This window comes from Bifidobacterium catenulatum subsp. kashiwanohense JCM 15439 = DSM 21854 (assembly GCF_001042615.1).
Taxonomy (GTDB): domain Bacteria; phylum Actinomycetota; class Actinomycetes; order Actinomycetales; family Bifidobacteriaceae; genus Bifidobacterium; species Bifidobacterium catenulatum.
This window is the reverse complement of sequence record NZ_AP012327.1, coordinates 1,853,860-1,866,069: the sequence shown is the minus strand read 5'-3', so window position 1 is coordinate 1,866,069 and position 12,210 is coordinate 1,853,860. Positions and strand designations below refer to the sequence as shown.

Sequence of the window (12,210 nt, the reverse complement as noted above, 5' to 3'; positions counted from 1 at the left end):
CGTACAGGAAAGCGGCATGGAGTGTCCATTAGTTGAGCGTTACGCGTCCACGTGCTGATTCGTTGACTAGAGTCGCGTGCTATGAGTGATTCTGCAAAGAAGTACACCATCGCCGTCATTCCGGGCGATGGCATTGGCAAGGAAGTGACTCCGTGGGCTCAGAAGGCTCTGGAGAAAGCGGCCGAGGGTGTCGCTGAATTCGATTACGAGAATTTCGATCTTGGTGCCGAGCGTTACCTGCGTGACGGTGCGATTCTTCCGGAAGAGGAAGAGGAGCGCATCAAGAAGACCGACGCGATTCTGCTGGGTGCCGTCGGCGATCCGCGTATCAAGGCCGGCATTTTGGAGCGTGGCCTGCTGCTCAAGCTTCGCTTCGATCTCGACCAGTACGTCAACCTGCGTCCTTCCAAGCTGTACAAGGGGGTGACCTCCCCGCTCGCCAATCCGGGCGACATCGACTTCGTTGTGGTGCGTGAAGGCACTGAAGGCCTGTACTGCGGTGCCGGCGGAGCGGTGCGTCGCGGTACTCCGAACGAGGTGGCCACCGAAGTCTCCATCAACACCGCCTACGGTGTGGAGCGCGTGGTACGTTACGCCTTCCAGCTGGCCATGAAGCGCAGGAAGCATGTGACCCTCGTGCACAAGAAGAACGTGCTCGTCAATGCGGGCGACATGTGGCAGCGCATCGTAGACAAGGTCGCTGAGGAATATCCGGAAGTCTCCCACGATTATCTGCATATCGACGCGACCACCATCTTCATGGTGTCCAATCCGTCTCGTTTCGATGTGATCCTCACCGACAACCTGTTCGGCGACATCATCACCGACGAGGCCGGTGCCGTGGTCGGTGGCGTTGGCTATTCCGCTTCCGGATGCATCAACGCTTCCGACGAATACCCGTCCATGTTCGAGCCGATTCACGGTTCCGCACCGGATATCGCAGGCCAGAACAGGGCCAATCCGACCGCCGCGATCCTTTCCGCAGCCATGCTGCTGCGCCACCTTGGATTCGACGAAGCCGCAGCCAAGATCGATGCGGCCGTCGAAGCCGACATTGAGGAACTGGGATCCACCACCCGCTCCACCGACAAGGTCGGACGCGACATCCTGGCACGCATGTGACGGTCATGATCCGGATTATATGATTTTGCTGGATCTGTTCGCCTGTTGAGATGCCCGTCGAATCGAGTTTCACGCTTGATTTGACGGGCATCACGCATATTCAGGGGATTTCAGGGATTGCTTTCAGGGTGGATGAAAGCAACAAGGCAAATTATGGGATATTGTTGGAACCATGAGTGACAACAATGCCGACTACAACGATTCCGGCCAAGAGAGCCAAGATTGATGAGCAGAGGCCTGTACAAGCAGCCGGGCGGCAAACTCGTAGGGGTTTCCGTCCGGCTTTCTGGTGCCGTTCCAGCATATTCCCGCGAAGGCGCAAGTTCCACCCAATCCGTGGAACAATGCCGGATCGACGGCGATTTCTTTCTTAACGGCGATGACAAGGATTCCCGCCGACTATTGCAGGATTGGGAAAACTTGCTGCAAAGCCAGCGAAGCGCGCCCGAACGCGACATTACACGACGATTGCAAGTGATTACCGCGAACTATCCGAACGTGCGATTGGTGGGTATGACGGAAGAAGGCATCGCCATCGCTTTCCTCCGCGCAATCACAGACAGTGAATCGCGCAATGCGGAAGATGCAACGAACAACGGAAATATCGCGCGGTCTACGAAACAATATTCCGGGAAACAACCGGAAATGCATAATGCGCTGACACAAGAGGAATATCTGGAACGCTGGCGGGCCCTGAAACCGACCGTCATCCACGACAAACCGCGAAATCCAAACGAACAAATGGAAACCGACATCGCATGGGCGCGCGAAGTGGCGGCAGGCAAACGCGAACCCACGCTGCGTATCTGGGAATGGGCCGCCCCGGCGGTGGTCATCGGCAAATTCCAGTCGCTCGAAGACGAAGTCAACACGGCGGTTGCGCAGAAGGAAGGATTCACCGTGGTCCGACGTTGCACCGGCGGCGGGGCGATGTTCATCGAACCGGGCAACACCATCACCTACTCGCTCTACGTGCCGCTCGATTTCGCCCAAGGCATAAGCATCGAGGAATCATACCGGCTCTGCGATTTCTGGCTGGTGCGCGCGCTTAAGGAACTCGGGCTCGACGTACGATTCGCCGGTCTCAACGACATCGCCACGCAATACGGCAAACTCGGCGGAGCCGCGCAACGTCGCTTCACGCCAGCAGGGGGAGGGCCTGGCGCCATACTGCACCACGTGACCCTCGCCTACGATATCGACGCGGAAAAAATGGGGCGGGTGTTGAACACCTCACGCGAGAAAATGTCGGACAAAGCGGTGAAATCAGCGGTAAAACGAGTCGATCCAATGCGCTCGCAGACGGGCATGAGCCGTGAAGACGTGGTTGAACGGCTGCTCGACGCCGCCAGGCGAGTTACAATGTAGCCCGATGGTCGAAGCCGCCCTGATGTCAAGGGCGATGAGAACGTTACGAAAGCTTGGTGTTCCGTGAGGGCATGTGGAAAGCAGCAAGCTTTCGAAGCCGCGGCAGCGCGCCCGGCAACACGCCTGTCGGCGTGCCCAGAGGATGTGCCTATGAACGGAGGTGTGACAAATGGCTACGCCAAACGAGACCAATAGTGGACCCAGTGGCGAAAGCGCGACGTTACTGCACACCGCGTTGTTCAAGCAGGTTTCCTCCGAAGAGGCGGAGGAACTGCTGCCGCATCTGCAGCATGCCGAATACAACAAGGGCGACTATATTTTCCGCGAAGGCGACACCGATCATCGCATGTATCTGCTGGAACGCGGGCGCGTCAAACTGATCCGGCAATCGTCCGATAGGCGCGTGCAGTTGTTGAGCATTCATGCGTACGGCGAAGTGCTGGGTGAGATTCCGGTGTTCGATCCGCACGGTGGGCCGCGCACCGCGTCCGCCGTGGCTATGACCAGTGACACGAAAGTCGTGTGGCTTGAACATGACGCCCTGTTCGCATGGCTTGACGAGCATCCGCGCGTGGCCGTCGACATGCTTCAGGTGCTCGCGCATCGCATGCGTGACAACAACGAGCGCATTTCGGAACTTGTGTTCATGGACGTGCCGGGACGTTTGGCGAAAACGCTGCTGAATCTGGCGTCACGTTTCGGCGAGCCGGTCGAGGCGGGATTGAAGGTACCACACGATCTGACGCAGGAGGAAATGGCGCAGCTGGTCGGTTCGTCGCGCGAAACGGTGAACAAGGCGCTGATGGATTTCGCCAACCGTGGATGGATTGCGCGTGAGGGCCGTTCCATCATCATCTACCAGCCGGGTATGCTTATTCGGCGATCGAGACGTTAATTATCGACTATTTTCCAGCGTTTTTTAAGTTTTACGGTTGTTTGTGAGAAACCCGTGACGCCTGCGGGCGAGCGGTTGATTAGTAGACCCACCACTTTAGAATGGGCACCATGCCCGAAAAGAAGACTTTGACCGTTCAACGTGTGCTCGCACTCGTGATTGCCTACATCACGCTGAGTGTGGGTGGCGGCGTGGCCGCCAGTTTGTTCCTCCTACCGGCGGTTTTCGGCGCGAACAGCGTCGCCAAGGCGGTTATTCCGTCGCTGTCGGTCGAAGGTATTGATTTTGATGTGACCAGCCTGCCGCAGAAGTCGACCATGTACGCTTCCGATGGCACCACGAAAATCACCGAATTCTGGGATCAGAATCGTGAAGTCGTGCCGTTGAAGAAGATTTCCAAATACATGCAGCAGGCCGTGGTCTCGCGTGAAGACAGACGATTCTTCACTCACGGCGGCGTTGATGTGCAGGGTGTGTTCCGTGCGTTCGTCCAAACATACATGAAGGGCGACCATCAGGGCGGTTCCTCCCTTACCCAGCAGTATGTCAAAAACGTGCTGATCCTGCAGGCGCAGCAGGATGACGATCCGATTGCGCAATACCATGCGTCGGAAGATACCATCGCACGAAAATTGAGGGAAATGCTGATTTCCGTGCAAATGGAGAAGCAGTATTCCAAGCCTGAAATTTTGCAGGGATATCTCAATATCGCACAGTTCGGCGGCAATAGCCTCTATGGCGTGCAGGCGGCTGCGAAGCGGTATTTCAACACCACCGCAGATCAGCTGAACATCGTGCAGTCCGCCACCATCGCGGCAATCACCAAGAATCCGAACGCGTACGATCCTTCCGTCGAATCGAACCAGCCGGAATCCGAGAAGCAACGCAATATCGTGCTGCAGTTGATGAACGAACAGGGCTATATTTCGGATGCGGAATATCAGGAGGCGGTCAATACTCCGCTCGCGGATACGCTTGATGTCCAGCCTATTTCCACCGGTTGCATGGCCGCGGATTATGATGCGGGCTATTTCTGCGATTACGTGGTGCATAAGATTTTGAATTCCAAGGAATTCGGCAAGACCAGCGAGGACAGGGAAAGACTGCTGAAAGAGGGCGGTCTGAAGATCGTCACCACGTTGGATATCGATGCCAACACCTTGTTGAACGAAACCGCGCGCAACACCATTCCACCGGAAGATTCCTCCGGCATGGAAATCGTGATGGCGTCCGTCAAACCGGGTACCGGAGAAGTGCTGGGCTTCGGTCTGAATCGAACGTATGATGCCACCGAAGCGGCGCAGAACGACCAGACCAGGGATTCCATGAACTATGCCGTGGACCGAGAAGACGGCGGCGGCATGGGCTTCTCCATCGGCTCGTCGTGGAAGCCTATCAATCTGGTGGCATGGATGGAAGCGGGACATTCTGTCAACGAGAACCTGCAGACGTCTACGAGGTATTCGACCTCGTTGTTCGCATGTGATCGTTATACCGGCGGCACCGATTCGTGGAACGTCACCAACGCAATAACCAATGGAACGGTGAACCCGGAAACGCCGGCATTGGCTTTGACAAGGTCTCATAACACCACGCAGGCTTCCATGGGATCCATCATCGGTTTGTGCAAGATCGCCGATACCGCAACTGAACTTGGCTATCATGATGCGAATACCGGTGAGACGCTCGACAAGACCTCATCATTCGTGCCTGCCATGATGGTCGGTAACGTCAACGTGTCCCCGCTGACGATGGCAAGCATCTTCGCTGTATATGCGTCCAATGGCGTGCAATGCAATCCGATCGCGCTGAAGCAGGTGACTGATGCGGACGGCAATGATATTAAGGTGCCTTCCGCGAACTGCCATCAGGCGGTTGATCCGGAAATCATTCAAACGCTTGCTTGGGCCATAAATCAAGGCGTTGTTCGTCCCGACGGCGCAAGCGGTGTGGCACAGTTGGCCAACGGACGTAAGACCTTCGCCAAGACCGGTACCCACGAGGATCAGCTAGTTACGACAGGTGGTTTCATTCCGAACCAGATCGCTACATTCGTGCTTGTCGGTGACGTGCAGAATCCGGTTGGACACCCGATTGCGAATATCGCTATCAACGGCCAATACCACGGCTACTGGGATGGTTCCACCATCGCGGCCCCGGCATGGCGTGACTTTATGAATGCTTATGCGGAACGCAAACAGCTGCCGATTGACAACGATTATGGGCAGCCTGCGGCCAAGTATTCCGCAACATCCAGCGCGGTCACCAGGATCGGCGGTGGAAAGCAGAATGCCACACAGCAGCAAAGCACAATCATTCAGCAGCAGAACCAGTCGCTTCAGCAGCAAAGCCAGCAGAACGACCAGCGGTCTAATCAGGATCAGTAGCAGACCGAAGATGAGTGACGCTTCCGCAATGTAATGAATGGAAGTGAACAATCAATGAACGCCCGCCACGCTCGGCGGGCGTTCTGCGTAGAATGCAGGTAGTGCCGGTTCTATGGCACGAGATTCCCAGAGAAGCCCAAGGGAAATACAAGAAGAAGGTTCAGCTGATCGGCATGGAGCCAGTAGATGCGACCGGAGGGGAGCTACTGCGATGAGCGAAGACGAAAAGAAAGCAAAGCAGTCGAAGAAGGCCAAAACCAATGGCACGGTTGGCCTGTTCGAGCCTATGACTTTGCGTGGCGTGACTGTGCGCAACCGCATCTGGCTGCCGCCGATGGACACGTATTCCGCGTTGGCCCAGGATGGCCTGCCCACGCCATTCCACTACCAGCATTATGTGTCGCGTGCCATGGGCGGTTTCGGCATGATTATCGTGGAAGCTACTGCAGTGGCGCCGGAGGGCCGTATTTCGCCGTGCGACTTGGGATTGTGGGCCGACGAGCAGATGGATGCATGGCGTTGGATTGTTGCCGATACGAAGGCCGCCGGCGCCACCATGGCGGTGCAGCTCAACCATGCCGGACGCAAGGCCTCCACCGGCTGCTTCTCCATTGGTTTCGGGCATGAGAGCGTGCCGGAGGAGCAGGGCGGTTGGAAGACCGTGGGGCCAAGCGCCAACGCGTTCGGCCCGCTGACCAAGCCTCGCGCGTTGACCGTTGACGAGATCCATGCCATTGTCGACCAGTTCCGTGATGCTGCTTGGCGTGCTTATGATATCGGTTTTGACGCGGTGGAAATTCATGCGGCCCACGGCTATCTGCTGTCTCAGTTCCTCGACCCACTGATCAACGAGCGTGAGGATGAGTATGGCGGATCGTTCGAAAACCGCATCCGCATGCTGGTCGAGGTCGTGGACGCCGTGCGTTCCGTCGTGCCCGACACTATGCCGGTGCTGGTGCGCGTTTCCGCAACCGACTGGGCCGCCGGCGGTTGGGATCTCGACCAGACGGTCGACCTTGCCAAAGTGTTGAAGGAACATGGCGTCGATCTGGTGGATGTTTCCACCGGAGGCATGATTCCGGGTGTGACCATTCCGGTCAAGCCCGGCTATCAGGTTCCGTTCTCGGAGCAGGTGCGTTCGCGCGCCGGAATCCCAACCACGGCGGTCGGTCTGATCACCAAGCCGAAGCAGGCCAAGAAGATCCTCAAATCCGGCGCCGCCGATGCCATCGAAATCGGACGTGCGGCATTGCGTGATCCGAACTGGCCGTTGCGTGCTGCAGCCAAGCTTGATATTCCGACCGAAAATGCGCCCTATCAGCCGCAATACGTGCGGGGCGCGTATTAAATGGAGCTGATAGCTCGGATTATCGTCAGATAAATATCAGATAAATAATAGGTAGCGATTGGCAATCGCAATACAGTAGCGCCCCGTACCATGGTATTGGTTGCGGGGCGCATTATTTTGCTGCTTTCGTTTATCGGGAAGCCGGCTGAAATCAGGCGTCGATGCCGACGGCTTGGCTGACGTGGTCGAAACCGTCGCGCTTGAGCAGTTCGGCGAGACCGCGCTTCAACACGGTGATCTGCTGCGGGCCGCGGTACATCAGCGAGCTGATGAACATCACCAACGACGAGCCGGAACGGATCTTCTCATAGGCCTGCTGCGGAGTGAACACGCCGCCGATGCCTGCGATCGTGAAACGGTCGCCGTACTCGCGGTACACCTGCTTGATGCGTTCGTTGCTGGCCGCATAGCAAGGCGAGCCTGACAATCCGCCTTCCCAATCACGCGGGATGCTCATGCCGGTACGATCCTTCTGCAGGTTCGCGATCGACAGGCCCTGCACGTTGTGCCCGGCAAGCACGTCAAGCAGTTCCTTGAACTCTTCCCAGCTCTTGTTCAACGGCAGTTTCACCAGTGTGGGCTGTGGGCGTTCGATCTTGTCGAGTTCGGTGAATAGTTTGTCGAGCGCCTCCGGGCTTTCGTTGAACGGTTCGCCGGCCATGGTGTTCGGACAGGAGATGTTCACTTCGACCATGGCGGTGCGGCCGGCGGCGCGGCGCATCGAAATGCAGTAATCTTCGATGCCTTCTTCCAAATCGCCGGTTTTGTTGTCGTTCGTGCGTGCGATGGACACGGAAATCTGCATGTCGCGAGCTTTTGTCCAAGCCTGCTCCGCACGAGGAACCACGATTTCCGATCCCTCATTGGCAAGACCGACGTGCACCATCATCGAATCATATTCAGGCAGGCGATGGAACCATGGCCTCGGATTGCCGGGGCAGGGGCGAGACGTGGTGGAGCCGACTGTTTCGAAGCCGAAACCGGCATTGTCGAGCAAGACCGGCATCTCGCAGTTCTTGTCAAGACCGGCGGAAAGACCGAACGGATTGACGAAGTCGATGCCCATCACATTGGTTTCCAGCACCGGGTCGGAATAGTTGAGCATTTCACGGCACGCCCACATCAGCGGAGGAATGTTCTTGGTGATCTTGCAGAACTGGATCATCTGGTCATGCGCCACATCGGGCGTTTGATTGAAGATAAAATACGGCTTGATGATGTGTTTGTAGCCGAAGGTGAAGAGATCGGTGGTGGCTTTGTTCACCGCATCGTGCCAAAAATTCTCAGAAACGTACGTCATGGTTCACCATTCTCGCACCGTTTGCCGCAAGAAGGCAACATGGTGATTGGTTGCGTTGATGGAACGTTGACGTTCGTTTTTGTGCGATTCGGAAGATTATGGGATATTCAAGTACATTTTTTGCCAGTAAAACACGCGAAACGCTCATCTCAGTTTTTATTTTGAGTGAACATGTGCGATAATGTTCGAATGATATCGTCACAACGTCAACATTTGATTTTGAGCAGGTTGCGTACCCGCGGTGCGGTGCGTATCACCGCATTGTCCAAGGAATTGGGTGTTTCCGCCATGACTATCCGTCGCGATATCGCCGATCTGGCCGACAAGGGTCTGCTGAAACGAGTGCACGGCGGTGCCGTCACCACCAGCACGCTGCTGAGCGAGCCGCTGTTCTCTGTAAAGTCGCAGATGGACATCGGCCTCAAAGACGCTATTGCGCAGGAAGCCATCAAATATGTGGCGCCCGGCGACGTGATCGCCGTCGGCGGCGGCACCACGGCATACGTATTCGCGCAACATCTGCTTGAATCGCAGCAGTCATCGGGCATCACCATTCTCACCAACTCCATTCCGGTGGCGGAACTGGTGCAGGCGCTGGAATCGAAAGACGTGGAAGTCATCGTGACCGGCGGCGTGACCACCCGATCCAACTCGCTCGTAGGGCCGATCGCTGACAAGGTGGTGGCTTCCCTGCGCGTCAACACGGTCTTCCTGGGCACGCATTCCGTGTCCATTCCGCGCGGCTTCCTCATGCCGAACTCGCTTGAGGCCGCGACCGATATGGCAATGATGGACATTGCCGATCGAACTATAATTTTGACCGATCACACAAAGTGGAGCTGCACATCATTGTCGCTTTTCGCACGCTTCGACCAAGTGGACACGGTCATTACCGATGATGGACTAGACCCCGATTCGGTTGGGAAAACAAGGGATTTGGTTAAAGAGCTCGTGCTGGCGCACCAGAACGAGCCTATTCAGGAAGGTGAATAACCATAATGAGTGAATTCGCAAACTACACTCCGGGAGAGTACGCGAAGGAACACATTCGCATCACGCCGACCACGCTCGCCGATGGCCGTGCGTTCTTCTACCTCGACGATGATCCGGAATACGTTTCCGGCGCGAAGACGCGCGAACTGAACGATCCTCGTCAGCTGGCATACCGCTTCTCCAACCAGCTCAACGCAGCCGGTGAGGAGGTGCCGTACGCCGCTCCGGAAATGCGCCGCGATCCACTGACCGGCGACTGGATTCCGATGGCGACCGCACGCATGAACCGCCCGATCACCGCAGGACCGGGCGCCACCGCCAAAGGCAACCCGCTGGCCGCGCGCAAGCCGGGCGACCCGTACCAGGACGGCGAAGTGCCAGACACTGACTACAACGTGGTCGTGTTCGAAAACCGCTTCCCGTCGATGGTTCGCGTGCCGGGCCGTTCCGAAGCCGTGGAATACGTCAACGGCAACCCGCTGTGGGAGAAGAAGCTCGCCGCAGGCCGCTGCGAAGTGATCTGCTTCGACCCGGACGAAAACGGCCTGCCGGCGGACCTGCCGGTCTCCCGCCTGCGTACCGTTGTGGAAGCATGGGCGTTCCGTACCGCCGAAATCTCCAAGATGGAAGGCATCGAACAGATCTTCCCGTTCGAAAACCACGGACAGGAAATCGGCGTCTCCCTGGCACACCCTCACGGACAGGTCTACTGCTATCCGTTCATCGCGCCGAAGATGGAAGCCGAACTCAAGCAGACCGAAGCCTACCATGAGAAGACCGGCGGCAACCTGCTCAAGGATCTCATGAACTCCGAAATCGAAGCCGGGGAGCGCATCGTCATGCGCAACCACAGCTGGGTGGCCTACGTGCCAGCCGCAGCCCGCTGGCCCCTCGAGGTGCATGTGGCTCCGGTGCGCGACGTGCTCACCCTCGACGAGCTCAACGATCAGGAACGCTGGGATCTGGCCGTCATGTACTCCACCCTGCTCAAGCGTGGCAACGCGTTCTTCGACAAGGGCGACGGCAAGGGCATGGACCTGCCGTACATCGCAGCATGGCACCAGGCTCCGATCCACGACGCACGCCGTGAAAACTACCGCCTGAACCTGCAGTTCTTCTCGTTCCGCCGCGCAGCCAACAAGATCAAGTATCTGGCCGGATCCGAATCCGGCATGGCCGCATGGGTTTCCGACACCACGCCGGAACTCATCGCCAAGCGCTTCCACGAGCTCGGACCAATTGATATCGAAGGCTGAAAGCCAATAAAACCCAAAGGACAAAACACCAATGACTGCTGTTGAATTCATTGAGCCGCTCTCGCACGACGAGGGTGTGAAGAACGCGACCGACCTGTTCCGTGCCACCTACGGTGAGGAACCGGCTGGCGTATGGGCCGCACCGGGCCGTGTGAACCTGATCGGCGAGCACACCGATTACAACGCGGGCCTGTGCCTGCCGATCGCACTGCCGCACCGCACGTTCATCGCGCTCAAGCCGCGTGAAGACACCAAGGTGCGCGTGGTTTCCGACGTTGATTCCGAAAATGTTACTGAAGCCGACCTCGACGGTCTGCAGGCCGGTGGCGTGGAAGGCTGGGCCGCCTACCCGGTAGGCGTTGCCTGGGCATTGCGCGAAGCCGGCTTCGATGCGGTGCAGGGCTTCGACGCGGCATTCTCCTCCTGCGTGCCGCTCGGATCCGGTCTGAGCTCCTCCGCAGCCATGACCTGTTCCACCGCCTTGGCGCTGGATGACGTGTATGGTTTGGGTTATGGTGCCTCCGATGCCGGTCGTGTGACGCTGATCAACGCCGCCATCAAGTCGGAAAACGACATGGCGGGTGCGTCCACCGGTGGTCTCGATCAGAACGCATCCATGCGCTGCACTTTCGGCCATGCGTTGCGTCTTGATTGCCGTCCAGAGCTGAGCCCGCTGGAGAATGTCTCCCAGCAGGAATTCGATCTCGACAAGTACGGTCTGGAACTGCTGGTGCTTGACACTCAGGCTCCGCACCAGCTTAACGATGGCCAGTATGCCCAGCGTCGCGCCACTTGCGAGAAGGCCGCCGAAATCCTTGGCGTGGCCAACCTGCGTGTCGTGGCCGACGAAATCGCTAAATCCGAGGATCCGTTCCAGGCACTCAAGGAAACGCTCGACAAGCTGGAAGACGACACGATGAAGAAGCGTGTACGCCACGTCATCACCGAAATCGCCCGTGTCAATTCCTTCGTGCGTGCCTTCGCCAACGGCAAGATCGACGAGGCAGGCCGACTGTTCAACGCGTCTCATGATTCGCTCGCTGCGGATTATGAAGTGACTGTGCCCGAGTTGGATATTGCCGTGGACGTGGCTCGTGTCAACGGCGCGTACGGCGCACGTATGACCGGCGGCGGTTTCGGCGGCTCCATCATCGCACTGGTGGACAAGGGCCAGGGCCACGAGATCGCACAGAAGATTGCTGACCGCTTCGAAAAGGAAGGTTTCAACGCACCTCGCGCCTTGCCGGCGTTCGCTGCGGCTTCCGCGAGCCGCGAGGCCTGATCGCAGAAGCTGATGTAAAAACGCGCGTTGGCGCACGTCCATGAAAAGGACGTGCGCCAACGCGCGTTTTTGCACGATCTACTTGTGGACCAGATGGCGCACAGCGTATCCCACGGCGATGACCAGCAGGTACGATGCCGAATGCTTCATCCCGGCTCCCGGTGCGGCTACGTGTTTGGTCTGGTGCTGTCTGTGATCGTATTCGTGCTCCCCTCCTCCTTCCTGAAGGAGGGGAGCATCTTTCGTAAGTAGCGACGTG

The 12,210-nt window shown here is 57.6% G+C and carries 9 protein-coding genes; 8 read left to right on the top strand and 1 reads right to left on the bottom strand.

Going from position 1 to position 12,210, the window contains the following annotated elements; all coding sequences use genetic code 11:
• The first annotated feature begins 81 nt into the window (after nucleotides 1–81).
• The 5 genes from BBKW_RS07940 (at nucleotide 82) to BBKW_RS07920 (ending at nucleotide 7,120) form a co-directional block, all read left to right on the top strand.
• Nucleotides 82–1,122 carry a 3-isopropylmalate dehydrogenase gene (locus tag BBKW_RS07940; protein ID WP_033501647.1) on the top strand — a complete coding sequence of 347 codons (1,041 nt, stop codon included), beginning with the start codon at nucleotides 82–84 and terminating at the stop codon, nucleotides 1,120–1,122.
• Between the two features lie 225 nt (nucleotides 1,123–1,347).
• The gene (locus BBKW_RS07935; protein WP_033501646.1) at nucleotides 1,348–2,490 is read left to right on the top strand and encodes a lipoate--protein ligase family protein; all 1,143 of its coding nucleotides are present in this window, start codon (nucleotides 1,348–1,350) and stop codon (nucleotides 2,488–2,490) included.
• A gap of 169 nt (nucleotides 2,491–2,659) precedes the next feature.
• Nucleotides 2,660–3,385, top strand: a complete 726-nt coding sequence (locus BBKW_RS07930; RefSeq protein ID WP_033501645.1) for a Crp/Fnr family transcriptional regulator — start codon at nucleotides 2,660–2,662, stop codon at nucleotides 3,383–3,385.
• A gap of 101 nt (nucleotides 3,386–3,486) precedes the next feature.
• Nucleotides 3,487–5,772 (top strand): transglycosylase domain-containing protein, encoded by a 2,286-nt coding sequence (locus BBKW_RS07925; protein WP_033501644.1) that lies wholly within the window; start codon nucleotides 3,487–3,489, stop codon nucleotides 5,770–5,772.
• Between the two features lie 211 nt (nucleotides 5,773–5,983).
• Nucleotides 5,984–7,120 carry an NADH:flavin oxidoreductase/NADH oxidase gene (locus BBKW_RS07920; RefSeq protein ID WP_033501643.1) on the top strand — a complete coding sequence of 379 codons (1,137 nt, stop codon included), beginning with the start codon at nucleotides 5,984–5,986 and terminating at the stop codon, nucleotides 7,118–7,120.
• 151 nt (nucleotides 7,121–7,271) lie between these two features.
• Here BBKW_RS07920 and BBKW_RS07915 read toward each other — a convergent pair whose 3' ends face one another.
• The gene (locus BBKW_RS07915) at nucleotides 7,272–8,420 is read right to left on the bottom strand and encodes a quinone-dependent dihydroorotate dehydrogenase (RefSeq protein ID WP_033501642.1); all 1,149 of its coding nucleotides are present in this window, start codon (nucleotides 8,418–8,420) and stop codon (nucleotides 7,272–7,274) included.
• Between the two features lie 189 nt (nucleotides 8,421–8,609).
• Between BBKW_RS07915 and BBKW_RS07910 the strand changes: the two genes are divergently transcribed.
• From BBKW_RS07910 to galK, 3 genes are read left to right on the top strand one after another with little or no spacing between them, the layout of a single operon-like run.
• Complete coding sequence (locus BBKW_RS07910; RefSeq protein ID WP_033501641.1) at nucleotides 8,610–9,413, top strand: DeoR/GlpR family DNA-binding transcription regulator; 804 nt, start codon at nucleotides 8,610–8,612, stop codon at nucleotides 9,411–9,413.
• A gap of 5 nt (nucleotides 9,414–9,418) precedes the next feature.
• Nucleotides 9,419–10,669, top strand: a complete 1,251-nt coding sequence (galT, locus tag BBKW_RS07905; protein ID WP_033501640.1) for a galactose-1-phosphate uridylyltransferase — start codon at nucleotides 9,419–9,421, stop codon at nucleotides 10,667–10,669.
• 31 nt (nucleotides 10,670–10,700) lie between these two features.
• Nucleotides 10,701–11,951: a galactokinase gene (galK, locus tag BBKW_RS07900; RefSeq protein ID WP_003835405.1), complete on the top strand. Its 1,251-nt coding sequence runs from the start codon at nucleotides 10,701–10,703 to the stop codon at nucleotides 11,949–11,951.
• The last annotated feature ends 259 nt before the right edge of the window (nucleotides 11,952–12,210 follow it).

Bases quoted from the DNA above. Each gene is read 5' to 3' on its own strand.
- BBKW_RS07940 (WP_033501647.1), top strand. From the start codon at position 82: ATGAGTGATTCTGCAAAGAAGTACACCATCGCCGTCATTCCGGGCGAT.
- BBKW_RS07935 (WP_033501646.1), top strand. From the start codon at position 1,348: ATGAGCAGAGGCCTGTACAAGCAGCCGGGCGGCAAACTCGTAGGGGTT.
- BBKW_RS07930 (WP_033501645.1), top strand. From the start codon at position 2,660: ATGGCTACGCCAAACGAGACCAATAGTGGACCCAGTGGCGAAAGCGCG.
- BBKW_RS07925 (WP_033501644.1), top strand. From the start codon at position 3,487: ATGGGCACCATGCCCGAAAAGAAGACTTTGACCGTTCAACGTGTGCTC.
- BBKW_RS07920 (WP_033501643.1), top strand. From the start codon at position 5,984: ATGAGCGAAGACGAAAAGAAAGCAAAGCAGTCGAAGAAGGCCAAAACC.
- BBKW_RS07915 (WP_033501642.1), bottom strand. From the start codon at position 8,420: ATGACGTACGTTTCTGAGAATTTTTGGCACGATGCGGTGAACAAAGCC.
- BBKW_RS07910 (WP_033501641.1), top strand. From the start codon at position 8,610: ATGATATCGTCACAACGTCAACATTTGATTTTGAGCAGGTTGCGTACC.
- galT (WP_033501640.1), top strand. From the start codon at position 9,419: ATGAGTGAATTCGCAAACTACACTCCGGGAGAGTACGCGAAGGAACAC.
- galK (WP_003835405.1), top strand. From the start codon at position 10,701: ATGACTGCTGTTGAATTCATTGAGCCGCTCTCGCACGACGAGGGTGTG.